Origin of the sequence: Pseudomonas sp. PH1b (assembly GCF_000633395.1) — a bacterium.
Classification (GTDB): domain Bacteria; phylum Pseudomonadota; class Gammaproteobacteria; order Pseudomonadales; family Pseudomonadaceae; genus Aquipseudomonas.
Genome location: NZ_AYMU01000037.1, coordinates 122,693 through 146,265 on the forward strand (window position 1 = coordinate 122,693; position 23,573 = coordinate 146,265).

Here is a 23,573-nt window from a genome sequence, read left to right on the forward strand (position 1 = left end):
AAGGCTTCTTGCAGTAACAGCCCCGTGCCGCTTCAGGCGTCAAAAGTTTGCTTTACGGAACGGGGTAAATCGGTGGATCGCTCTCAGTTAATCAACACGGCTCGCAGTAACCTGGCTGGTCTCGGCCAGGGCAACCTGGGTGTACCGGTGCTGTTGTTGGTCATGCTGGCCATGATGATGTTGCCGGTGCCGCCGTTCCTGCTGGACGTGTTCTTCACCTTCAACATCGCCCTGTCGATCGTGGTCCTGCTGGTGTGCGTCTATGCCCTGCGGCCGTTGGATTTCGCCGTATTCCCGACCATCCTGCTGGTGGCCACGCTGTTGCGACTGGCGCTCAACGTTGCCTCTACCCGGGTGGTGATGCTTCACGGCCAGGACGGCCACGCAGCGGCGGGCAAGGTGATCCAGGCCTTCGGTGAGGTGGTGATCGGCGGTAACTACGTGGTCGGTATCGTGGTCTTCGCGATCCTCATGATCATCAACTTCGTGGTCGTGACCAAAGGTGCCGGGCGTATTTCCGAGGTGAGCGCGCGTTTCACCCTGGACGCCATGCCCGGCAAGCAGATGGCCATCGACGCCGACCTGAACGCCGGGCTGATCGATCAGAACCAGGCCAAGCTGCGCCGTCTGGAAGTGGCCCAGGAGGCCGAGTTCTACGGTTCCATGGACGGTGCCAGCAAATTCGTCCGCGGTGACGCCATCGCCGGCCTGCTGATTCTGTTCATCAACCTGATCGGCGGCATGGCCGTCGGTATCTTCCAGCACAACATGTCGTTCGGCGATGCAGGCCGGGTCTACGCCCTGCTGACCATCGGTGACGGTTTGGTGGCGCAACTGCCATCGCTGCTGCTCTCTACTGCGGCGGCCATCATGGTGACCCGAGCTTCGGGCTCCGAGGACATGGGCAAGCAGATCAACCGGCAGATGTTCGCCTCGCCCAGGGCGCTGGCGGTCTCTGCAGGCTTGATGGCGGTCATGGGCATTGTACCGGGCATGCCGCATTTCTCCTTCCTCAGCCTCGCGGCGGTGGCTGGCGGCGCCGCCTACCTGCTGTGGCGCAAGCAAAAAGCGGTCAAGGTCCAGGCCCTGGAAGAAGTCCAGCGCCAGCAGGACCTGTTGCCATCCCCGGCTCGGGCCATGGAAACCAAGGAATTGGGCTGGGACGATGTGACCCCGATCGACATGATCGGCCTGGAAGTCGGCTACCGGCTGATTCCCCTGGTGGACCGCAACCAGGGTGGGCAGTTGCTGGCGCGGATCAAGGGGGTGCGCAAGAAGCTCTCCCAGGACCTGGGTTTCCTCATGCCCACGGTGCATATCCGTGACAACCTGGACCTGGCGCCCAGCGCCTATCGCCTGACGCTGATGGGGGTGATCCTGGCCGAGGCGGAGATCTACCCGGAGCGCGAGTTGGCGATCAATCCGGGGCAGGTCTACGGCCCTCTCAATGGTATTGCCGCCCGAGACCCGGCCTTCGGCCTGGAAGCGGTGTGGATCGAGATCAGTCAGCGGCCCCAGGCGCAGTCTCTGGGGTACACCGTGGTGGATGCCAGTACCGTGGTCGCCACCCACTTGAACCAGATTCTGTACAAGCACTCCAGCGAGCTGATCGGCCACGAAGAAGTCCAGCAACTGATGCAGTTGTTGGCCAAGAGTTCGCCGAAGCTGGCCGAGGAACTGGTGCCGGGCGTGCTGTCGCTGTCGCAATTGCTCAAGGTGCTGCAAGCGCTGCTGGCGGAGCAGGTGCCGGTGCGCGACATTCGCAGTATTGCCGAGGCCATCGCCAACAATGCCGCCAAGAGTCAAGATACTGCCGCTTTGGTTGCCGCGGTGCGCGTTGGATTGTCTCGCGCCATCGTCCAAAGCATTGTAGGGACTGAGTCTGAGCTGCCTGTGATCACCTTGGAGCCAAGGTTGGAACAGATTTTGCTCAGCAGTCTGCAGAAGGCAGGACAAGGCCAGGAAGAAGGCGTTCTGCTGGAGCCAAGCATGGCTGAAAAGCTGCAGCGATCGCTGATCGATGCGGCACAGCGTCAAGAGATGCAAGGTCAACCAGTGATTCTGTTGGTCGCGGGTCCAGTCCGCGCCATGCTCTCGAAGTTCGGCCGTCTCGCCGTTCCCGGGCTGCATGTGCTGGCGTACCAGGAAATTCCCGACAACAAGCAAGTGACCATCGTTGCGACAGTAGGGCCCAACGGCTGAGGTAGTGGGTTATGCAAGTTAAGCGTTTTTTCGCCGCCGATATGCGTCAGGCCATGAAACTGGTTCGTGATGAGCTGGGCGCTGAAGCCGCCATCATCGGCAACCGGCGGATCGCCGGAGGTGTCGAGCTGACGGCTGCGCTGGATTACAAATTGTCGGCCTTGTCGCCACGGGTTCCGAACATGGAACTCGAGGACGAGCTGCGCAAGACCCAGTCGCGGATCGTCACCGCCCAGGCCGAACTGAGCCTGCGGGGCGAGGGCGACAGCACCGCCATTACCAATCGCCAGCTGTTCGCCGGTCTGCCGCTGACCGCTGCCGAGCCGCTGATCGAGCCGACCCTGACCGAGCGTCCGCGCCCGGCGCCAGCCCCGGCGGCTCCCGTGGCCGACACGCGGGCCCTGGACTCGATGCGCTTTGAACTCAACGGCTTGCGCGAGCTGCTCGAAGTGCAGCTCGGCTCCCTGGCCTGGAGCCAGTTGCAGGGCAGCCGTCCGGAGCAGGCCAACCTTTGGCGCCGCCTGCAGCGTATCGGCCTGTCTGGCCCTTTGGCCCGCGATCTGCTGGCACTGATCAGCGAAATCGACGAGCCCCGCCAGGCCTGGCGCATGCTCCTGGCGCACCTGGCGCGGATGATCCATACCCCGGAAGTCGAGCCATTGGAAGAGGGCGGAGTGATCGCCATGGTCGGCCCGGCCGGCATGGGCAAGACCACCACCCTGGCCAAGCTGGCGGCGCGCTACGTGCTCAAGTACGGGGCGCAGAACATCGCCCTGGTGAGCATGGACAGCTACCGCATCGGTGCCCAGGAGCAGCTCAAGACTCTGGGCCGCATCCTCAATGTGTCGGTGACCCACGTCGATCCCGGCCAATCCCTGGCCCAGGCCCTGGATCCGCTGCTGCGCAAGCGTGTGGTGCTGATCGACACCGCAGGCCTGCAGGCCAGTGACCCAGCCTTGCGCATGCAGCTGGAAAGCCTGGCCGGTCGGGGGATCCGTTCGAAGAATTATCTGGTGCTGGCCACCACCAGCCAGAAGCAGGTGCTCACTGCTGCCTACCACAGCTACAAGCGCTGCGGCCTGGCCGGTTGCATCCTGACTAAACTGGATGAGACAGCCAGCCTGGGCGAGGTGTTGAGCCTGGCCATCAGTCATGAACTGCCGGTGGCCTACCTGACCGACGGCCCGCGGATTCCGGATGATCTGCACCTGCCTCGGCGGCACCAGTTGGTGAGCCGCGCGGTGAGTGTGCAGATGCAGGAGGAGCCGAGCGAGGAGGCCATGGCCGACATGTTCGCCGATCTTTACCACAGCCCGTCCAAGCGGGTGGGCTGAGGTAATCATGAATAGATTGCAGTGTATCTACATCGATGGTCTGCCATGCATTGTTCCGATGGTGAACGCGCAGCCAGTTATGTGGCCCCGTCTAAGTAAGACAAGGTAAAGAAAGAACATGGGCAGCATGCATCCCGTACAGGTGATCGCGGTGACCGGCGGCAAAGGTGGCGTCGGCAAGACTAATGTGTCAGTGAACTTGTCCCTGGCTCTGGCTGAGCTCGGTCGGCGGGTGTTGCTGCTGGACGCCGACCTGGGCTTGGCGAACGTCGATGTCCTGCTGGGCCTGACCCCCAAACACACCCTGGCCGATGTCATCGAGGGGCGCTGCGAGCTGCGCGATGTGCTGCTCCAGGGGCCTGGCGGCATTCGCATCGTTCCGGCGGCCTCGGGCACCCAGAGCATGGTGCACCTGAGCCCCGCGCAGCATGCCGGCCTGATCCAGGCGTTCAGCGACATCGGCGACAACCTCGATGTGCTGGTGATCGACACCGCTGCGGGTATCGGTGACTCGGTAGTCAGTTTCGTGCGGGCGGCCCAGGAAGTGTTGCTGGTGGTCTGCGATGAGCCCACCTCGATCACCGATGCCTATGCACTGATCAAATTGCTCAATCGCGACTACGGCATGAACCGTTTCCGGGTCCTGGCCAACATGGCCCAGAGCCCTCAGGAAGGGCGCAACCTGTTTGCAAAATTGACCAAGGTCACGGACCGCTTCCTGGACGTGGCTTTACAATACGTCGGTGCAGTTCCCTACGATGAAAGTGTGCGCAAGGCCGTGCAAAAGCAGCGTGCGGTCTATGAGGCGTTTCCTCGTTCGAAGTGTGCATTGGCGTTCAAGGCCATCGCGCAAAAAGTGGATACCTGGCCATTGCCGGCGAATCCGCGCGGGCATCTGGAATTTTTTGTCGAGCGGCTCGTGCATCAGACAGCAGGACCGGTGTTATGAGTGCCAGCGGCTACAACCTCTACAAGAAGTCGGCACGTGACAGCCAATACGAACTGATCGAGCGCTATGCGCCCCTGGTCAAGCGTATTGCCTATCACCTGCTGGCGCGGTTGCCGGCCAGTGTTCAGGTGGAAGACCTGATTCAGGCCGGGATGATCGGACTGCTCGAAGTGTCGACCAAATATGACGCGAGCAAGGGGGCGAGTTTCGAAACCTACGCGGGTATCCGTATTCGCGGGGCGATGCTCGATGAGGTCCGCAAGGGCGATTGGGCACCGCGTTCTGTACACCGCAATACGCGGATGGTCAGTGACGCGATTCGCGCAATTGAAGCTAAAACCGGTCGTGACGCTAAAGATCACGAAGTTGCGGCCGAACTTCAATTGAGTCTCGACGATTATTACGGGATTTTGAACGACACCTTGGGCAGTCGGCTGTTCAGCTTCGACGATCTGTTGCAGGACGGCGAGCATGAAGGGCTGCACGAGGATGGCGCCAGTGCTCATCTCGAACCGTCACGGGACTTGGAGGATGAACGCTTCCAGGCTGCGCTGGCGGATGCGATTGCCAATTTGCCGGAGCGCGAGCGACTGGTGTTGGCGCTGTACTACGACGAAGAGCTGAACCTCAAGGAAATCGGTGAGGTCCTGGGAGTCAGCGAATCGCGGGTCAGCCAGTTACACAGCCAGTGCGCGGCCCGTTTGCGGGGGCGTTTGGGGGAGTGGCGAGCGCGCTGACAGTCAGTGTGGGGACACTGCGATCAGGACCGGTGAAGCAAGCGCTGCACCGGTCTTGCAGTATGTGCTCCATGCAGTCGTTGTGTGTTGTGCCGGATTGATTGAATGACGCGTCCAGGTGCTGGATGCGTTTAAGACTGCTTGGAGGTCGAATTGGACAAGAACATGAAAATCCTCATCGTTGATGACTTTTCAACGATGCGGCGGATCATAAAAAACCTGTTGCGTGATCTGGGTTTCACCAACACGGTCGAGGCCGACGATGGCACTACTGCCATTCCGGTACTCAACAGCGGGAGCATCGACTTTCTGGTAACGGACTGGAACATGCCGGGCATGACCGGTATCGATCTGCTGCGCCATGTGCGCGCCGATGAAAAGCTCAAGCACCTGCCGGTGCTGATGGTGACTGCCGAAGCCAAGCGCGAGCAGATCATCGAAGCTGCCCAGGCCGGCGTTAACGGCTATGTAGTCAAACCATTCACGGCTCAGGCGTTGAAAGAGAAGATCGAAAAGATCTTTGAACGCATCGGTTGAGATGCGTAGCCATTGGGCCACGGGGGAGCTATGGAGCATAACGAATCTTCACTGGGCGACTTTGAGTCGACCCTGAAAAAACATGCACTGGAACTGGTCGAGAGCCTTGAAAAAGGCAGGTTTGGCGAAGCGGTGCAATTGATCCATGAGCTCAATCAGACCCGTGACCGCGGCCTGTACCAGGAAGTGGGCAAGCTCACCCGCGAGCTGCATAGCGCGATCGTCAATTTCCAGATTGATCCGCACATGCCGCAAGCCGAGGAAGTTTCACAGATCACGGATGCCACTGAGCGCCTGTCCTATGTGGTCCGGCTGACGGAAGCCGCAGCCAACCGCACCATGGACCTGGTAGAGAGCAGCACCCCGCTGGTCAACGGCCTGAGCACTGAAGCCCAGGCCTTGAGTGCAGACTGGGGGCGCTTCATGCGGCGTGAGGTCGGCGCTGAAGAGTTTCGCGAACTGGCACGCCGGGTCGACAGTTTCCTGACGCGCAGCGAGCAGGAAACCCGTACCGTTTCCGGCCACCTCAACGACATTCTGCTGGCGCAGGATTACCAGGACCTGACCGGTCAGGTGATCAAGCGTGTGACCCAGTTGGTCACGGAAGTCGAAAGCAATCTGCTCAAACTCGTCTTGATGGCCAGCCAGGTCGATCGTTTCGCCGGCATCGAACATGACCGTGAATCGATCCTCGCTGAAAAAGATCCGCAAAAACATCTCGCCAAGGGTGAAGGTCCGCAGATTCATGCCGATAAACGGGAAGACGTTATGTCCGGTCAGGACGATGTAGACGATTTGCTTTCCAGCCTTGGATTCTAGGAGCACCCATTAATGAGCTTCGGCGCCGATGAAGAGATCCTTCAGGATTTCCTGGTTGAGGCCGGCGAGATTCTAGAGCAACTGTCCGAACAACTGGTCGAGCTGGAAAGCCGGCCAGATGATGCGGACTTGCTCAATGCAATTTTTCGCGGTTTTCACACTGTTAAAGGGGGCGCCGGCTTCCTCCAGCTCAACGAGCTGGTGGAGTGCTGCCACATCGCCGAAAACGTCTTCGACATCCTGCGCAAGGGTGAGCGGCGGGTCGATTCGGAACTGATGGACGTGGTGCTTGAAGCGCTGGACGCGGTGAACGGCATGTTCAGCCAGGTCCGCGAGCGCTCCGCAATCACCGCTGCGACACCTGAATTGCTGGCTGCCCTGGCACGCCTGGCCGAACCGGCCAGTGCCGCGCCGGCTCCCGCCGCCGTGGTGGAAGAGGTGGTCGAGGCCGTGGCCGAGCCTGAGGCTCAAGCCCCGTCAGGTGATATCACCGACAACGAATTTGAACTGCTGCTCGATTCGCTGAATGCCGCCAAGGCCGAAGCCGAGGCCGCGCCTGCTGCCGCACCGGCGGCCCAGGGCGAGCCGGGCAGCGATGAGATTACCGACGCCGAGTTCGAATCCCTGCTGGACCAGTTGCACGGCAAGGGCCAGTTCGCTCCCGATGCGGTAGCTCCCGCAGCGGCCAGCACCGGCGCTGGTGCGGCGGCGTCCAGTGATGAAATCACCGACGACGAATTCGAAGCCTTGCTGGATCAGTTGCACGGCAAGGGCAGCTTTGCCGTGGATGCTCTGGAATCGGCAGTGGCCGCGGCCCCGGCAGCAGCGGCGCCTAGCGCGGCAGCTGCTGGCAGCGATTTGATCAGCGATCACGAATTCGAATCCCTGCTGGATGAGCTGCACGGCAAGGGCAAGTTTTCCGAAACCCCTGGCGCGGCCAAGCCCGCTGCGGCGACTGCGGCGACTGCGGCACCTGCGGCAGCGGCTAGCGCGGCAGTGGCCAAGCCGGTGGCGAAGAAGCCCGAGGCCAAGGTCGAGGCGGCCAAGCCCGCAGCGGCTGCGGCGCCGGCTCCAGCTCCAGCCCGTGCAGCCGCTGCAGCTCCGGCAGAAAAGCCGGCCAGCGAAGCTGAAACCACAGTGCGCGTGGATACTGCGCGCCTGGACGAAATCATGAACATGGTGGGCGAGCTGGTGCTGGTGCGTAACCGTCTGGTGCGCCTGGGCCTCAACAGCGGCGACGAAGCCATGTCCAAGGCGGTGTCGAACCTCGATGTGGTGACGGCCGACCTGCAGACCGCGGTGATGAAGACCCGCATGCAGCCGATCAAGAAGGTCTTCGGGCGCTTCCCGCGCCTGGTTCGCGACCTGGCCCGGCAGCTGAAGAAAGAAATCAACCTGGAACTGGTAGGGGAAGAAACCGACCTCGACAAGAACCTGGTGGAGGCCCTGGCCGACCCGCTGGTGCACTTGGTGCGCAACGCGGTGGACCATGGCATCGAATCGCCGGAAGAGCGCGAGGCCTCGGGCAAGTCCCGGGGTGGCAAGGTGGTGCTGGCGGCGGAACAGGAGGGTGACCACATCCTCCTGTCGATCTCCGACGACGGCAAGGGCATGGACCCGAACGTGCTGCGCGGCATTGCCGTCAAGCGTGGGGTGATGGACAAGGACGCCGCCGACCGCCTGAGCGACACCGAGTGCTACAACCTGATCTTTGCCCCGGGCTTCTCGACCAAGACCGAGATTTCCGACGTCTCCGGGCGTGGTGTGGGCATGGACGTGGTGAAGACCAAGATTTCCCAGCTCAATGGTTCGATCAACATCTACTCGACCAAGGGCCAGGGTTCGAAGATCGTCATCAAGGTGCCGTTGACCCTGGCGATCATGCCGACCCTGATGGTCATGCTCGGCAACCAGGCCTTCGCCTTCCCGCTGGTCAACGTCAACGAAATCTTCCACCTCGACCTGTCGCGCACCAACGTGGTGGACGGCCAGGAAGTGGTGATCGTGCGTGACAAGGCATTGCCCCTGTTCTACCTCAAACGCTGGCTGGTCAGTTCCGCCGCTCATGAAGAGCAGCGCGAGGGCCACGTAGTGATCCTTTCGGTGGGCACCCAGCGGATCGGCTTTGTCGTCGATCAACTGGTGGGCCAGGAAGAAGTGGTCATCAAGCCCTTGGGCAAAATGCTTCAGGGAACCCCGGGCATGTCCGGCGCCACCATCACCGGTGACGGCCGCATCGCTCTGATCCTCGATGTCCCGAGCATGCTCAAGCGTTACGCCGCACGGCGTATTTGATTCGGCGGGGAGGGGCGGTTGGCCTCGCCCCACCTAACGGAGTGTTTATGGCAGTCAAAGTCCTGGTGGTGGACGATTCGGGTTTTTTCCGCCGCCGCGTCTCGGAAATTCTTTCAGCGGATTCGAATATCCAGGTCGTCGGCACGGCGACCAACGGTAAAGAGGCGATCGATCAGGCCCTGGCCCTCAAGCCGGACGTGATCACCATGGACTACGAGATGCCGATGATGGATGGCATCACCGCAGTGCGGCATATCATGCAGCGCTGCCCGACGCCGGTCCTGATGTTCTCGTCCCTGACCCACGAAGGCGCTCGAGTGACCCTCGACGCGCTGGATGCCGGGGCCGTGGATTTCTTGCCGAAGAATTTCGAAGACATCTCGCGCAATCCGGAGAAGGTCAAGCAACTGCTGTGCGAGAAGGTCCACAGCATCTCGCGCAGCAACCGTCGTTTCAGCAGCTACAGCGCACCGCAGCCACAACCGGCCGCGGCACCGGCGCCGAGCACCTCCAGCTTCAGCAGCACCGCGCGTTCGGCGCCAGCGCCGACACCTGCCCGTGCACCGGCAGCAGGTCCGGCATCGCCGGCCCCCAAGCGCAAAGCCTACAAGCTGGTGGCGATCGGCACCTCCACTGGTGGCCCGGTCGCCCTGCAGCGGGTCCTGACCCAGCTGCCGGCGAACTTCCCGGCGCCTATCGTGTTGATCCAGCACATGCCGGCGGCCTTCACCAAGGCCTTTGCCGAGCGTCTGGACAAGCTGTGCCGCATCAGCGTCAAGGAAGCCGAGGATGGCGACATCCTGCGTCCGGGCCTGGCGTTGCTGGCTCCCGGCGGCAAGCAGATGATGATCGACGGTCGTGGCGCGGTGAAGATTCTGCCCGGCGACGAGCGCTTGAACTACAAACCGTGCGTGGACATCACCTTCGGTTCTGCGGCCAAGTCCTACAGTGACAAAGTTCTGGCGGTGGTACTCACCGGCATGGGCGCCGACGGCCGTGAAGGTGCGCGCCTGCTCAAGCAGGGTGGCAGTGCGGTCTGGGCCCAGGATGAAGCCAGTTGCGTGATCTACGGCATGCCCATGGCCATCGTCAAAGCCAACCTGGCGGATGCGGTGTACAGCCTGGACGACATCGGCCGGCATCTGGTCGAGGCCTGTCTCTGATGGATGTGCTCAGCCTCATCGGGATCATCATGGCGTTTGTCGCCATCATCGGCGGCAACTACCTGGAAGGCGGTCATCTGTCGGCCCTGGCCAACGGTCCGGCCGCGCTGATCGTGCTCGGTGGCACCATCGGCGCGGCCTTGCTGCAGTCGCCGCTGAGCGCCTTCAAGCGCGCCATGCAGATCCTGGTCTGGATCCTGTTTCCGCCGCGGGTCGACTTGCCAGGTGGCATCGACCGAGTGGTCAACTGGAGCCTGACCGCGCGCAAGGAAGGCCTGCTGGGCCTGGAAGGCGTGGCGGATGCCGAGCCCGACACCTATTCGCGCAAGGGCCTGCAACTGCTGGTGGATGGCGCCGAACCCGAAGCCATCCGCAGTATTCTTGAAGTGGATTTCTACACCCAGGAAAGCCGCGACATCGAAGCCGCCAAAGTGTTCGAGAGCATGGGCGGCTATGCGCCGACCATCGGTATCATCGGTGCGGTCATGGGCCTGATCCACGTGATGGGCAACCTGGCCGATCCGTCTCAGCTGGGCAGCGGCATTGCCGTGGCCTTCGTCGCCACCATCTACGGGGTGGCGAGTGCCAACCTGGTGCTGTTGCCGATCGCCGCCAAACTGAAATCGATCGCCCTGCGCCAGTCGCGTTACCGGGAGATGTTGCTCGAAGGCATCCTGTCGATTGCCGAAGGCGAGAACCCACGTTCCATCGAGTTGAAGCTGCAAGGCTTCATGGACTGATTATGGCCCGTCGTCGCCAGCCTGAAGAACACGTCAACCACGAACGCTGGTTGGTTTCCTACGCCGACTTCATCACTTTGCTGTTCGCGTTTTTCGTGGTCATGTACTCGATCTCCTCGATCAATGAAGGCAAGTACAAGGTCATTTCCGAAGCGCTGGTCGGGGTCTTCACCGACTCCGATCGTGCCCTCAAGCCGATTCCCATCGGCGATGAGCGGCCCAAGACCGTGACCCCGGCCAAGCCGCTGGTCAAGGACAGCGATCAGACCGACGCCGGTATCTCCGGGGCCAGTGATCCGCTCAAGAGCATCGCCGATGACATCAGCGCGGCCTTTGGCGACCTCATCAGCTCCAACCAGATGACCGTGCGCGGCAATGAGCTGTGGGTGGAGATCGAGCTGAATTCCAGCCTGTTGTTCGGCAGCGGCGATGCCATGCCCAGTGACCAGGCGTTCACCATCATCGACAAGGTGGCGAAGATCCTCAAACCCTTCGACAACCCGATCCATGTCGAAGGCTTCACTGACAACCTGCCGATCCAGACCGCGCAATACCCGACCAACTGGGAACTGTCCTCGGCCCGCTCGGCGAGCATCGTGCGCATGCTGGCGATGCAGGGGGTGAACCCGGCGCGGATGGCTTCGGTGGGGTACGGCGAGTTCCAGCCGGTGGCCAACAATGCCACTGCCGAAGGCCGTGCACGCAATCGCCGGGTGGTACTGGTGGTGTCGCGCAACCTGGATGTGCGGCGCAGCCTGACCGGCACCGGGACCGCCAATGCGACACCGGATGCGGCACTCAAGCGGGCTGGCACACAAACTGCACCAACCCCGGTGAAAACGCCGGTACAGGGAAGCGCCGTCAATTCTCCGTCACCCGCTTTATAACTTAGCGCTATGTCTCGCCCCGCTGTGGCCGGGCGGGAGGAACAAACTGAATGAGAGTCTGGGCAGTTGCCAATCAAAAGGGTGGTGTCGGTAAAACCACCAGTTCCATCGCTTTAGCCGGGTTGCTGGCCGAGGCGGGCAAGCGCGTGGTCGTGGTCGATCTCGACCCCCACGGTTCCATGACCAGCTATTTCGGCTATGACCCGGACAGCCTGGAGCACAGCAGCTACGACCTGTTCCTGCACAAGGGCAGCGTGCCCGAGGACTTGCCGGGCCAGTTGCTGCTGGGCACCAGCCACGAGCGCATTTCATTGCTGCCCTCGAGCACCGCCCTGGCCACCCTCGAACGCCAGTCGCCCGGGCAGAGCGGCCTGGGCCTGGTGATCGCCAAGAGCCTGGCGCAGTTGTGGCAGGATTTCGACTACGCGGTCATCGACAGCCCGCCGTTGCTCGGAGTGCTGATGGTCAACGCCCTGGCGGCCAGCCAGCAACTGGTGATCCCGGTGCAGACCGAGCACCTGGCGGTCAAAGGCCTGGAGCGCATGGTCAACACCCTGGCCATGGTCAACCGCTCGCGCAAGCAGCCGCTGCCGTTCACCATAGTGCCAACCCTGTTCGATCGCCGTACCCAGGCCTCCCTGGGCACCCTGCGCGTCCTGCGGGACAAGTTCCCCGAGGAAATCTGGCAGGGCTATATCCCGGTGGACACCCGCCTGCGCGATGCCAGCCGGGCCGGCCTCACGCCTTCGCAGTTCGACGGCAAAAGCCGTGGCGTACTGGCCTACAAGGCCTTGCTCAAGCACCTGCTGGCCCAGCAGCTCGTGGCGCAGGTGGCTTGACGTGAAGCGCTATTCAAGTCGCTCCCCAGCCCGGCCGATAACCCCTACAGGTCACTGTGTCGGGGTTTTTGCGTGGGCATCCTCATGAACCGTCCTCTGGATATCAAGAGCCGGCCGCAGCTGGCGTTGCAGTCGTACCTGGACGCCTTGCTGCAGGACGCCACCGAAGAGCCGCTGGCGCCGGAGCCGGCCGTCGAGGTTGCGCCGCCCGTAGTGCTGGAGGCTTCCAGCGAAGTGCTGGACGAGTTCCAGGCCGCGGTGTTGGAAGAGCAGGCGCGGGACGCCCGGGTCCAGCAGCAGGCCACGCCTGCTGCCCGGGTCGAAGTGCCTGCCCCGGTGGTGACGCCGGTGCTGGAAGCGCCAGCGCCCGTGGCGACGACGGTTTCGCCCGTGGTGCCGATGCTCCAGGCGCTGGTACCGCCGTTGGTGGAAGTGCACTTGCCGCCGAGCAACACGCCGCCTCCGGTCACTGGCAGTGACCGTCCCAGCTGGGCGGCGGAGCCTTTTGAATGCCTGTTGTTCGATGTTGCCGGCCTGACCCTGGCTGTGCCCCTGGTGTGCCTGGGCTCGATCTATTCCCTGGCCGGGCAGGAGCTGACACCGCTGTTCGGCCAGCCCGAGTGGTTCCTTGGCATCTTGCCGAGCCAGTCCGGCAACCTGAAGGTCCTGGATACCGCGCGTTGGGTCATGCCGGATCGCTACCGTGATGATTTTCGCCAGGGCCTGCAATACGTGATCTCGGTCCAGGGCTATGAGTGGGGGCTGGCGGTGCATCAGGTCAGCCGTTCGCTGCGTCTGGACCCCAATGAAATCAAGTGGCGCAGCCACCGTGGCCAGCGTCCATGGCTGGCCGGCACGGTGATTGAACACATGTGCGCCTTGCTTGACGTCGCCGAACTGGCCGAGTTGATCGCCAGCGGTGCTGCCAAGCAGATGGCTATCACTCAACCGGCCCACAAGCCGAAGTAAACCAACAACAGGCGGCGTCCTTCAGGCGCGGCCAGACAGAACACACGCCGTTTTCAACGGTTTTTTGAGGGGTCAGGGTATGAATAAGTCGTCGTCTGCACAGGGTTCCGAAGATCCGATCCTGCAATGGGTCACCTTCAAGCTGGATAACGAGTCCTACGGCATCAACGTGATGCGGGTCCAGGAAGTCCTGCGCTACACCGAGATCGCTCCGGTGCCGGGCGCGCCAAGCTACGTGCTGGGGATCATCAACCTGCGCGGCAACGTGGTCACCGTGATCGACACCCGCCAGCGTTTCGGCCTGGTGCCGACCGAAGTCAACGACAACACCCGGATCGTCATCATCGAGGCCGACAAGCAAGTGGTCGGGATCATGGTCGACAGCGTGGCGGAAGTGGTTTACCTGCGTCAGTCGGAAGTCGAGACTGCGCCGAATGTCGGTAACGAAGAGTCGGCCAAGTTCATCCAGGGCGTCTGCAACAAGAACGGCGAACTGCTGATTCTGGTGGAGCTGGACAAGATGATGAGCGAAGAGGAATGGTCGGAACTGGAGAGTATCTGATTGATCCTCGAGGTAGCGGTAATTGTCCTGGCGATCCTCTGGGTCGCCACTCTGGCTTTTTTCCTGTCCTATGCCCGCAACCAGCGGCAGATCGCTGCGCAGCAGGCCGAGGGCGATGCCGTGCGCGACCAGCGGATCAAGGACCTGGCCAAGCGCGTCGACCATTATCAGAACGGTACGGTGCGCATGGGCGAGGATCTGCACGAGCTGCGCTCGGTGGTGGGTCCGTTACCGGACAAGCTGGCACAACTTGAGCAGCGCGACCCCTCGACCCTGTCCTTCGCCCAGGCCGCGCGCCTGGTGGGCATGGGCGCCAGCGTCGACGAACTGACTCAATCCTGCGGCCTGACCCAGGCCGAGGCCGAACTGGTCAGCAAGCTGCACAAGGGGTAGGGGCGGCTGCAAGTTGCCAGCTGCAAGCGACAAGCCTGTAGCTGAGCGCTTGAAGCTGGCCGCTGCTTGACCTTTCAGTAGTCGTCGCCGCGTTCGGTGATGTCCTTCTCCTGTTCCGCGAGCTGCGGATCGTGCCCCTGCGGAAACTTGCCCTTGAGATTCCAGGCGAAGGCGATGATCTCGGCGATGGTCCGGTACAGTTCCACCGGGATGCTCTCGCCCAATTCCAGTCGCGCCAGCAGCTTCACCAGCTCGGCGTTCTCATAGATCGGCACTTCATAGTCCCGGGCAATCTTCAGGATGGCTTCCGCCAGTTCATCGTCGCCCTTGGCGGTGAGGGTCGGGGCTTGCTGGCCGTCATATTTGAGGGCGATGGCCTGGCGCGGTGCGGGGCTGTGCTTGGTCATGCGGTTTCGTCCACCCAGCGTTGTTCCAGTCGGGTTTGCGGGCCCTGGGGCGGTGTGCCGAGGTGGCAATCCAGGTCGCCGACGTTCAGCCCCGAAGCCAGCAGGCGTTCACGCAGATTGCCCAGGTGGCTTTCGATCAGGCTCGCGGTGTAGGGGCGCTCGGCCCAGAGCTGGCTGGACAGCCGGCCCTGGACCAGTTGCGCCTGGACCTGCAGCGGTCCCAGGGGTTCCAGGTCGAAGGCCAGGTCGACTCGCCACAGGGACTGTTTGGGTTCACGTTCGTCACGCTTCTGTTCCGGCTCCGGTTCCGGTGGGTCCTCGCGCTGCAGCTTGACCTGCAAGGGCACGATGTCCTGCAGGTTGCGCATGGGGATCTCCAGCTGCCAGGTGGTCAGCTGCCGGCCATCGTCGGTCAGGCCGCTTTGTTCCAGGCTCGACAGTTGGTGGCTCTGCAAGCGCGATACCGCGGCGGCTGCCAGGCGCAGCAGTTGCTCCAGGTCACCTTCGCTTTCCAGGCTTTGCAGCAGCCGCTCGGGCAATGGAAAGCCGGTGGGCGAGGCCTTGGCGCTGACCTGGCCGAGGGTGCCCAGGGCGCTGCGCACAAAACTGGGCAATGACTGGGCCAGGGTATTGGCGGCCAGGATGGCGTTGAAGCTGGTGGAGGAGGGCAGGCCCGGGGTCAGTTGGGCGATCAGGCGCAGCAGGTCGGCCTTCATGTCCGGCACTTGCCCCGGGTTGGCCCCGGCCAGCAGCCGGGCCTCCAGAAACAGGCCGCTGCCCAGCAGGGCCTGGGCCACGCCGCGCGGGTTGCTCAGCTGTTGCGCATCGGGCAGGCCGGCCAGCAGGCGGTCCACTGCTGCACGCAGGTCGGCGGTGGTGGAGGTGTCGCTGTCGGCAGGCAGGTTCTGCAGGGCATTGATCAAGCCGCTCAGTGAGCCCTGGCGGCTTTGCTGGCTGGCCAGTTGGGCAGCAATGGCCAGCTGCTCCTGGCGATTGCTCAGGGGCACGAAGTTCAGGGTCTGGGAGTCCGAGACCAGGGCGCTGAGCAGGCTGCCGATGCGCAGCGGCTGGGGGCTGTCGATGCTCAGGGTGGCACCACTCTGGGCAGTGTTGAGCAGGCTCACCAGGGAGCGGTAGTTGGCCGGTTGATTGGCGCCCTGGGGCAGCATCTGGGTGGTCAGCACCTTGCCCTGGAGCAGGGTTCCCGGTGGCAGTTGGGTGGTGTCCAGGCGAGTCAGGGCGGCGACGCTGCTGGCAAGCGCCTGTTGCACGGTGATTGCCAGGTTGCCTGCCGAGGGCTGGGTCACCGCCAGGCTGGTGCCTTGGGGCAGGGGCTGGCTGCTGGTGGCCTGCAGGGTAGTTTGCCGGCCGTTGTCCAGGGTTACCTTGAGCAGCAGTTGGAATGTCTGGTCGGTCTGCTTGAGCGACAGCACTTCGGCCTTGGCACTCTGACCGGCGGTTATCAGGCCTTCCAGAGGTTGCACCAGCTTGAGCAGCTCACCGCTGATCGCCTGCGGGCGCGCAGTGCCGGGAACGGGCGCCTGGGGCAGCGGGAGGATGTTGATTTCGCCTGTCATTCGGACACAACCTGTGGAAATTAGCCCTCATTAGAGTAGGGCTTCGCATGTATAATGCCGCCCGTCTTTGGGGGAGTGGTGAAAACATTGCAAATGTTTGACGCAGCTCTCTAGAACAGGCCGCGAATGCATTTATCCTGCATCTCTTTAACGGCCGCTCGATTGCCGACTTGAACCCGTAAAGGCCTGTTATCCCTTGACCAGCCCCCTTCTCGAAGCCCTAGCACTCGCCTGTGAGCGTGATTGGCGGATGCTGTTTGAACACCTCGAGTTGCGTCTGAACGGCGGAGACATGGTGCAGATCAGCGGCCCCAATGGCAGCGGCAAGACCAGCCTGCTGCGTTTGCTCGCCGGCCTGATGCAACCCACCAGCGGTCAGGTACTGCTCAATGGCCAGCCCTTGCACGATCAGCGTGGCGAGTTGGCCCGCAACCTGTTGTGGATCGGCCATGCCGCCGGCATCAAGGACCTGCTGACGGCCGAGGAAAACCTCAGCTGGCTCTGTGCCTTGCACCAGCCAGCCTCGCGCGAGGCCATCTGGCAGGCCCTGGCGGCCGTCGGCCTGCAGGGGTTCGAAGACGTGCCCTGCCACACCCTGTCTGCCGGCCAGCAACGGCGCGTGGCCCTGGCCCGCCTGTACCTGGACAGTCCGCCGCTGTGGATCCTCGATGAACCGTTCACCGCCCTCGACAAGCAGGGCGTGGCCCAGCTCGAAGAACACCTGGCCCAGCACTGCGAGCAGGGCGGCTCGGTGATCCTGACCACCCACCACAGCCTGTCCCGCCTGCCCCCGGGCTATCGCGACATCGACCTGGGGCGGTGGGCCGCATGAAAGTCTTTGCCTTGTTGGTGGCCCGCGAATCGCGCCTGTTGTGCCGGCGTCCGGCGGAACTGGCCAATCCTTTGGTATTTTTCGCAATTGTTGTCGCACTGTTCCCGCTGGCCGTGGGACCTGAGACACAATTGTTGCAAACCTTGTCTCCAGGGCTGGTCTGGGTAGCGGCCTTATTGTCCGTCCTGCTCTCGCTGGACGGGCTTTTCCGCAGCGATTTCGAAGACGGATCCCTTGAACAGTGGGTCCTTTCGTCGCACCCCCTGCCTCTTCTGGTTCTGGCCAAGGTGCTGGCACACTGGGTGTTTTCCGGGTTGGCACTGGTCTTGCTCGCACCCTTGTTGGCGGTGATGCTGGGGCTGCCTGCCGCCTGTCTGCCGGTGCTGCTGATGTCCTTGCTGCTGGGCACACCGGTGCTCAGCCTGTTGGGCGCGGTGGGTGCGGCATTGACCGTGGGGCTCAAGCGCGGCGGCCTGTTGCTGGCGTTGCTGATCCTGCCGATGTACATCCCGGTGCTGATTCTTGGCAGTGGCGCCCTGCAGGCGGCATTGCAGGGCATGCCGGCTACCGGATACCTGCTGTGGCTCGGGAGCCTGACCGCTCTGGCCGTGACCTTGACACCCTTTGCAATAGCGGCTGGCCTGAAGATCAGCGTCGGCGAATAATAATGAGGTCTGATCATTTTTTGATCACTTCTTTCTAAGAAAAGACCCAGGCTTTTCGACCACGAAAAGCACCCGTGATGGAAATAGTGAATGAACTGGACTTGGTTTCATAAGCTCGGCTCGCCTAAATGGTTCTATGGCATCAGCGGCAGGATGCTGCCCTGGCTCAGCATTGCCGCGGTGTTGCTGATCGCTGTCGGCGTGGTCTGGGGCCTGGCCTTTGCGCCACCGGACTATCAGCAAGGCAACAGCTTTCGCATCATCTACATCCATGTGCCGATGGCGATGCTGGCTCAGTCCTGCTACGTCATGCTGGCCGTGTGCGGTGTGGTCGGACTGGTGTGGAAAATGAAACTGGCCGATGTCGCCCTGCAATGCGCGGCGCCCATCGGGCACTCGATCACCTTCCTGGCCCTGGTCACCGGGGCAATCTGGGGCAAGCCGACCTGGGGCTCGTGGTGGGTCTGGGATGCCCGTCTAACCTCGATGCTGATCCTGCTGTTCCTGTACGCCGGCCTGATCGCGCTCAATGCCGCCATCAGCAACCGCGACAGCGCGGCCAAGGCCTGCGCGGTGCTGGCGATTGTCGGCGTGGTGAACATTCCGATCATCAAGTACTCGGTGGAATGGTGGAACACCCTGCACCAGGGCGCGACCTTCACCTTGACTGAAAAGCCGGCCATGCCGGTGGAAATGTGGCTGCCGCTGCTGCTGACGTCCTTGGGCTTCTACTGTTTCTTCGGTGTGCTGCTGTTGCTGCGCATGCGCCTTGAGGTGCTCAAGCGCGAAGCCCGGACCAGTTGGGTCAAGGCCGAAGTCCAACGCAGCCTGGAGGCCGCCCAATGAGCTTTGCATCCTTCAGCGATTTTCTCGCCATGGGCCATCACGGCCTCTATGTCTGGTCGGCCTATGGCATTTGCCTGGTGGTCCTGGCGCGTGAGCTGGTGGCGCCGATCCTGGCGCGCAAGCGTTATCTGCAACAAGAGGCGCGTCGTCTGCGCCGGGAGAACGGTAAGTGAATCCGCTGCGTAAAAAGCGTCTTTTGATCATCCTGGCGATTCTGCTGGGCGTCGGCATTGCCGTCGGCCTGGCCCTCAGCGCGCTGAAGGAAAACATCAACCTGTTCTACACCCCGACCCAGATCGCCAACGGCGAAGCGCCCCTGGATACGCGAATCCGCGCCGGCGGCATGGTCGAGGCCGGTTCGCTGCAGCGTTCCGCCGACTCCCTGGACGTGAAATTCGTGGTCACCGACTTCAACAAGTCGGTGACCATCACCTACCGCGGCATCCTCCCGGACCTGTTCCGCGAAGGGCAGGGCATCGTCGCCCTGGGCAAGCTCAACGCCGATGGCGTGGTGGTGGCCGATGAGGTGCTGGCCAAGCACGATGAGAAGTACATGCCGCCGGAAGTCACCAAGGCCTTGAAAGACAGCGGCCAGTCGGCACCGACGCCAGCCAAAGAGGGTTAAGCCATGAGCTCCGCACTGTTCGTTCCCGAACTCGGCCACCTGGCGATGATCCTCGCCCTGTGCTTTGCCCTGGTCCAGGCCGTGGTGCCTTTGCTGGGTGCCTGGCGCGGCGACCGCCTGTGGATGAGCCTGGCCCAGCCGGCGGCCTGGGGCCAGTTCGCCTTCCTGGCGTTTGCCTTCGGTTGCCTGACCTACGCCTTCATGAGCGATGATTTCTCGGTGGCCTATGTGGCCAGCAACTCCAACAGCGCCTTGCCCTGGTACTACAAGTTCAGCGCGGTGTGGGGCGCCCACGAAGGCTCGCTGCTGCTCTGGGCGCTGATCCTCGGCGGCTGGACCTTCGCCGTGTCGGTGTTCTCGCGGCAGTTGCCGCAAGTGATGCTGGCTCGGGTACTGGCAGTGATGGGCATGATCAGCACCGGCTTCCTGCTGTTCCTGATCATGACCTCCAACCCGTTTTCACGGATCCTGCCCCAGGTCCCGGCCGACGGTCGCGACCTCAATCCGTTGCTGCAGGACATCGGCCTGATCGTTCACCCGCCGATGCTCTACATGGGCTATGTCGGCTTCTCCGTGGCCTTCGCCTTCGCCATCGCCGCCTTGCTCGGCGGTCGCCTGGACGCGGCCTGGGCCCGCTGGTCGCGGCCCTGGACCATCGTCGCCTGGGCCTTCCTCGGCATCGGCATCACCCTGGGTTCCTGGTGGGCCTACTATGAGCTGGGCTGGGGCGGCTGGTGGTTCTGGGACCCGGTGGAAAACGCTTCCTTCATGCCCTGGCTGGTGGGTACGGCGCTGATCCACTCCTTGGCCGTGACCGAAAAACGCGGGGTGTTCAAGAGCTGGACCGTGTTGCTGGCCATCGCTGCTTTCTCCCTGAGCCTGCTGGGGACCTTCCTCGTGCGTTCCGGGGTCCTGACCTCGGTCCATGCCTTTGCCTCGGACCCCGAGCGCGGCGTGTTCATCCTGATTTTCCTGCTGTTCGTGGTGGGGGGGTCCCTGACCCTGTTCGCCCTGCGCGCGCCGGTGGTCAAGAGCCAGGTGGGTTTCAACCTCTGGTCGCGGGAAACCCTGCTGCTGGGCAACAACCTGGTGCTGGTGGTGGCGGCCTCGATGATCCTGCTGGGCACCTTGTATCCACTGGTGCTCGACGCCCTGAGCGGGGCCAAGATGTCGGTGGGCCCGCCGTACTTCAACGCCTTGTTCATTCCGCTGATGGCGCTGCTGATGGTGGTGATGGCGGTAGGCGTGCTGGTGCGCTGGAAAGACACCCCGGTGAAGTGGCTGGCGGGCATGCTCGGTCCCGTGCTGCTGGGCAGCGTGGTCCTGGCGGTGGTGGCCGGGGTGGCCTACGGCGACTTCAACTGGGCGGTGCTGGCGACTTTCCTGCTGGCGGCCTGGGTGCTGCTGGCGGGAGTGCGCGACATCTTCGACAAGACCCGTCACAAAGGCCTGATCAAGGGCCTGCCCAGCCTGACCCGCAGCTACTGGGGCATGCAGCTGGCGCACCTGGGCATAGCCGTCTGCGCCCTGGGTGTGGTGCTGTCGAGCCAGAACAGCGCCGAGCGCGACCTGCGCCTGGCGCCGGGCGAGTCCATGGACCTGGCCGGCTACCACTTCATCTTCGAAGGCGCCAAGCACTTCGAGGGGCCGAACTTCACCTCCGACAAGGGCACCGTCCGCGTGGTGCGCGATGGCAAGGAAGTGGCAGTGCTGCACCCGGAGAAACGCCTGTACACCGTGCAGAGCTCGATGATGACCGAGGCCGGGATCGATGCCGGCTTCACCCGTGACCTGTATGTCGCCCTGGGCGAACCGCTGGGCGATGGCGCCTGGGCGGTACGGGTGCACGTCAAGCCGTTTGTGCGCTGGATCTGGTTCGGTGGCCTGCTCACTGGTTTCGGTGGCTTGCTGGCGGCCATGGACCGGCGTTATCGGGTCAAGGTCAAAAGCCGTGTGCGCGAGGCGCTGGGCATGACAGGAGCGACCGCATGAGACGCTGGATGATGATGTTGCCCCTGGCGGTGTTCCTGGTGGTGGCGGTGTTCCTCTATCGCGGCCTGTACCTGGACCCGGCCGAACTGCCATCGGCGATGATCGGCAAGCCGTTCCCGGAGTTCTCCCTGCCTTCGGTGCAGGGCGACAAGACCCTGACCCGTGCCGACCTGCTGGGCAAGCCGGCCCTGGTCAACGTCTGGGCCACCTGGTGCATTTCCTGCCGGGTCGAGCACCCGGTGTTGAACAAACTGGCGCAGAAGGGCGTGGTGATCTACGGCGTCAACTACAAGGACGTCAATGCCGACGCCCAGAAGTGGCTGGCCGAGTTCCACAACCCCTACCTGCTGGACGTGCGTGACGAGGAGGGCTCCCTGGGCCTGAACCTCGGTGTCTACGGCGCCCCGGAAACCTTCTTCATCGATGCCAAGGGCATCATCCGCGACAAGTTCGTCGGGGTGATCGATGAGGTGGTCTGGCGCGAACAGCTGGCGGCCAAGTACCAGGCCCTGGTGGACGAGGCCAAGCCATGAAGCGCTGGTTAGCTGCTGCCATCCTGGGCCTGAGCATCGCCGGCGTGGCCCACGCCGCCATCGATACCTACCAGTTCGCCAATGACGCCGAGCGTGAGCGCTATCACGAGCTGACCAAGGAGCTGCGCTGCCCCAAATGTCAGAACCAGGACATCGCCGACTCCAACGCGCCCATCGCCGCAGACTTGCGCAAAGAGATTTTCCGCATGCTCGGCGAGGGCAAGGACAATCAGCAGATCATCGACTTCATGGTCGACCGCTACGGTGACTTCGTGCGCTACCGGCCGGCCCTGACCGGCAAGACTGCGTTGCTCTGGTTCGGCCCCGGTGCGCTGCTGCTGGGCGGCCTGGTGATCATTGTCGTGATAGTCCGGCGGCGTCGCGTACAGCGCAACGACAGCCCGGCCACGCTTTCCGTCGAAGAGCGTCAGCGCCTCGACCAACTGCTGGATAAAAACCACCCATGATTGATTTCTGGCTTGCGGCAGGCCTGCTGCTCCTGATCGCCCTGAGTTTCCTGTTGATCCCGGTCTTGCGTGAGCGTCGTGCCCAGCGTGAAGAGGATCGTACCGCGCTGAACGTGGCGCTTTATGAAGAACGCGTGGCCGAATTGCAGAGCCAGCAGCAAGAAGGCGTGCTCAGTGCCCAACAGATGGACAGTGGCCGCGCTGAAGCGGCCCGGGAACTGCTGGCCGACACCGAAGGCACAGGCCCGGCGCGCACTTCGCGCCTGGGCAAGCCGCTGCCACTGCTGGCAGCACTGCTGGTGCCGATCCTGGGCCTGGGGCTGTACATGCACTTCGGTGCCAGCGACAAGGTCGAGCTGACCCGCGAGTTCGCCCAGGCACCGCAATCCATGGAAGAAATGACCCGGCGCCTGGAGCGTGCGGTGGCGGCGCAGCCGGATTCTGCCGAGGGCCTGTACTTCCTCGGCCGTACCTACATGGCCCAGGACCGGCCGGCGGACGCGGCGAAGATCTTCGAGCGCACCGTGGCCCTGGCCGGACGTCAGCCCGAGCTGCTGGGGCAGTGGGCCCAGGCCCAGTACTTTGCCGACAACAAGCAATGGTCGGACAAGGTCAAGGAACTGACCGACGAAGCCTTGAAGGCCGACCCCAATGAAGTCACCAGCCTTGGCCTGCTGGGGATCGCCGCCTTCGAGGGCGGGCGTTTCCAGGACGCCATCGATTACTGGAAGCGCCTGCAGGCACAGTTGCCGCCGGACGATAACTCCCGCGCTGCGCTGCAGGGCGGTATTGATCGCGCCAGCGAGAAGCTGGTGGCCGAGGGCGGCAAGGTCGCGACGCAGCCTGCGGTCAAGGCCAAGGGTGCGTTGCTCAAGGTCCGGGTCGACCTGGCCCCCGAACTCAAGGCCAAGGTCCAGCCCGGTGACAGCGTGTTCATCTTCGCCCGCGCCACCCAGGGCCCGCCGGCGCCGCTGGCGGCCAAGCGCCTGACGGTGGCCGACCTGCCAGCCACCGTCGAGCTGGGGGACAGCGATGCAATGATGCCGCAGTTGAAACTGTCGAACTTCCCTGAAGTCCAACTGGTTGCGCGCGTCTCACGTGCCGGCCAGCCCACGGCCGGTGAGTGGGTCGGGCACAGTCAGCCACTGGCCAGCAGCACCACGGCCGCCCAGCAGTTGACCATCGACCGTCCGGACCAATAAT

25 protein-coding genes are annotated in these 23,573 nt (G+C 63.1%); 23 read left to right on the forward strand and 2 right to left on the reverse strand.

Features of this window, described 5'->3' with window-relative positions; genetic code table 11:
• Window positions 1-72: 72 nt before the first annotated feature.
• The 14 genes from flhA (at window position 73) to U873_RS0132910 (ending at window position 14,426) form a co-directional block, all read left to right on the forward strand.
• Window positions 73-2,202, forward strand: a complete 2,130-nt coding sequence (gene flhA, locus U873_RS0132845) for a flagellar biosynthesis protein FlhA (RefSeq protein WP_025132295.1) — start codon at window positions 73-75, stop codon at window positions 2,200-2,202.
• A gap of 11 nt (window positions 2,203-2,213) precedes the next feature.
• Window positions 2,214-3,536 (forward strand): flagellar biosynthesis protein FlhF, encoded by a 1,323-nt coding sequence (flhF, locus tag U873_RS0132850; RefSeq protein WP_025132296.1) that lies wholly within the window; start codon window positions 2,214-2,216, stop codon window positions 3,534-3,536.
• Window positions 3,537-3,654: 118 nt separating this feature from the next.
• Window positions 3,655-4,485, forward strand: a complete 831-nt coding sequence (gene fleN / locus U873_RS0132855; RefSeq protein ID WP_011060002.1) for a flagellar synthesis regulator FleN — start codon at window positions 3,655-3,657, stop codon at window positions 4,483-4,485.
• A complete protein-coding gene (gene fliA, locus U873_RS0132860) occupies window positions 4,482-5,222 on the forward strand; it encodes an RNA polymerase sigma factor FliA (RefSeq protein WP_007922505.1) in 741 nt (246 codons plus the stop codon). Before fleN ends, fliA begins: the two co-directional genes overlap by 4 nt.
• A gap of 165 nt (window positions 5,223-5,387) precedes the next feature.
• Window positions 5,388-5,759 (forward strand): chemotaxis response regulator CheY, encoded by a 372-nt coding sequence (locus U873_RS0132865; protein ID WP_003183998.1) that lies wholly within the window; start codon window positions 5,388-5,390, stop codon window positions 5,757-5,759.
• A gap of 30 nt (window positions 5,760-5,789) precedes the next feature.
• Window positions 5,790-6,578, forward strand: a complete 789-nt coding sequence (locus tag U873_RS0132870; RefSeq protein WP_011060004.1) for a protein phosphatase CheZ — start codon at window positions 5,790-5,792, stop codon at window positions 6,576-6,578.
• Window positions 6,579-6,590: 12 nt separating this feature from the next.
• A complete protein-coding gene (locus tag U873_RS0132875) occupies window positions 6,591-8,873 on the forward strand; it encodes a chemotaxis protein CheA (RefSeq protein WP_025132297.1) in 2,283 nt (760 codons plus the stop codon).
• Between the two features lie 47 nt (window positions 8,874-8,920).
• Window positions 8,921-10,036 (forward strand): chemotaxis response regulator protein-glutamate methylesterase, encoded by a 1,116-nt coding sequence (locus U873_RS0132880; protein WP_025132298.1) that lies wholly within the window; start codon window positions 8,921-8,923, stop codon window positions 10,034-10,036.
• Window positions 10,036-10,776 (forward strand): flagellar motor protein, encoded by a 741-nt coding sequence (locus U873_RS0132885; protein WP_016963185.1) that lies wholly within the window; start codon window positions 10,036-10,038, stop codon window positions 10,774-10,776. Before U873_RS0132880 ends, U873_RS0132885 begins: the two co-directional genes overlap by 1 nt.
• Window positions 10,776-11,663: a flagellar motor protein MotD gene (motD, locus tag U873_RS0132890; protein ID WP_371261382.1), complete on the forward strand. Its 888-nt coding sequence runs from the start codon at window positions 10,776-10,778 to the stop codon at window positions 11,661-11,663. The genes U873_RS0132885 and motD overlap by 1 nt, the downstream gene beginning before the upstream one ends.
• 50 nt (window positions 11,664-11,713) lie before the next feature.
• Complete coding sequence (locus U873_RS0132895; protein WP_025132300.1) at window positions 11,714-12,502, forward strand: ParA family protein; 789 nt, start codon at window positions 11,714-11,716, stop codon at window positions 12,500-12,502.
• An 84-nt stretch (window positions 12,503-12,586) separates the two neighbouring features.
• On the forward strand, window positions 12,587-13,471 hold the full coding sequence (locus U873_RS0132900) for a CheW domain-containing protein (RefSeq protein ID WP_025132301.1): 885 nt from the start codon (window positions 12,587-12,589) through the stop codon (window positions 13,469-13,471).
• A gap of 79 nt (window positions 13,472-13,550) precedes the next feature.
• On the forward strand, window positions 13,551-14,033 hold the full coding sequence (locus U873_RS0132905) for a chemotaxis protein CheW (protein ID WP_011060011.1): 483 nt from the start codon (window positions 13,551-13,553) through the stop codon (window positions 14,031-14,033).
• Window positions 14,034-14,426, forward strand: a complete 393-nt coding sequence (locus U873_RS0132910; RefSeq protein ID WP_025132302.1) for a DUF2802 domain-containing protein — start codon at window positions 14,034-14,036, stop codon at window positions 14,424-14,426. It abuts the gene before it with no gap.
• A 74-nt stretch (window positions 14,427-14,500) separates the two neighbouring features.
• Here the strand turns inward: U873_RS0132910 and U873_RS0132915 are convergent, their stop codons facing one another.
• Window positions 14,501-14,833, reverse strand: coding sequence for an EscU/YscU/HrcU family type III secretion system export apparatus switch protein (locus tag U873_RS0132915; protein WP_025132303.1), 333 nt, complete (start codon window positions 14,831-14,833; stop codon window positions 14,501-14,503).
• On the reverse strand, window positions 14,830-16,410 hold the full coding sequence (locus tag U873_RS0132920) for a flagellar hook-length control protein FliK (protein ID WP_025132304.1): 1,581 nt from the start codon (window positions 16,408-16,410) through the stop codon (window positions 14,830-14,832). The genes U873_RS0132915 and U873_RS0132920 overlap by 4 nt, the downstream gene beginning before the upstream one ends.
• Window positions 16,411-16,606: 196 nt before the next feature.
• Between U873_RS0132920 and ccmA the strand changes: the two genes are divergently transcribed.
• The 9 genes from ccmA to ccmI all read left to right on the forward strand — a co-directional run bounded on the left by ccmA (window position 16,607) and on the right by ccmI (window position 23,572).
• Window positions 16,607-17,242: a cytochrome c biogenesis heme-transporting ATPase CcmA gene (ccmA, locus tag U873_RS0132925; protein WP_025132305.1), complete on the forward strand. Its 636-nt coding sequence runs from the start codon at window positions 16,607-16,609 to the stop codon at window positions 17,240-17,242.
• Window positions 17,239-17,907, forward strand: a complete 669-nt coding sequence (gene ccmB / locus U873_RS0132930) for a heme exporter protein CcmB (RefSeq protein WP_025132306.1) — start codon at window positions 17,239-17,241, stop codon at window positions 17,905-17,907. Before ccmA ends, ccmB begins: the two co-directional genes overlap by 4 nt.
• A 90-nt stretch (window positions 17,908-17,997) precedes the next feature.
• Window positions 17,998-18,753, forward strand: a complete 756-nt coding sequence (locus U873_RS0132935) for a heme ABC transporter permease (RefSeq protein ID WP_025132307.1) — start codon at window positions 17,998-18,000, stop codon at window positions 18,751-18,753.
• On the forward strand, window positions 18,750-18,926 hold the full coding sequence (gene ccmD / locus U873_RS0132940; RefSeq protein ID WP_011060018.1) for a heme exporter protein CcmD: 177 nt from the start codon (window positions 18,750-18,752) through the stop codon (window positions 18,924-18,926). Before U873_RS0132935 ends, ccmD begins: the two co-directional genes overlap by 4 nt.
• Window positions 18,923-19,378: a cytochrome c maturation protein CcmE gene (gene ccmE, locus U873_RS0132945; RefSeq protein ID WP_025132308.1), complete on the forward strand. Its 456-nt coding sequence runs from the start codon at window positions 18,923-18,925 to the stop codon at window positions 19,376-19,378. The genes ccmD and ccmE overlap by 4 nt, the downstream gene beginning before the upstream one ends.
• A 3-nt stretch (window positions 19,379-19,381) precedes the next feature.
• Entirely contained in the window at window positions 19,382-21,370 is a 1,989-nt protein-coding gene (locus tag U873_RS0132950; protein ID WP_025132309.1) for a heme lyase CcmF/NrfE family subunit, read from the forward strand.
• Window positions 21,367-21,903 carry a DsbE family thiol:disulfide interchange protein gene (locus U873_RS0132955; RefSeq protein WP_025132310.1) on the forward strand — a complete coding sequence of 179 codons (537 nt, stop codon included), beginning with the start codon at window positions 21,367-21,369 and terminating at the stop codon, window positions 21,901-21,903. The genes U873_RS0132950 and U873_RS0132955 overlap by 4 nt, the downstream gene beginning before the upstream one ends.
• Window positions 21,900-22,370: a cytochrome c-type biogenesis protein gene (locus tag U873_RS0132960; protein ID WP_025132311.1), complete on the forward strand. Its 471-nt coding sequence runs from the start codon at window positions 21,900-21,902 to the stop codon at window positions 22,368-22,370. Before U873_RS0132955 ends, U873_RS0132960 begins: the two co-directional genes overlap by 4 nt.
• Entirely contained in the window at window positions 22,367-23,572 is a 1,206-nt protein-coding gene (gene ccmI, locus U873_RS0132965) for a c-type cytochrome biogenesis protein CcmI (protein ID WP_025132312.1), read from the forward strand. The genes U873_RS0132960 and ccmI overlap by 4 nt, the downstream gene beginning before the upstream one ends.
• Window position 23,573: the final 1 nt, after the last annotated feature.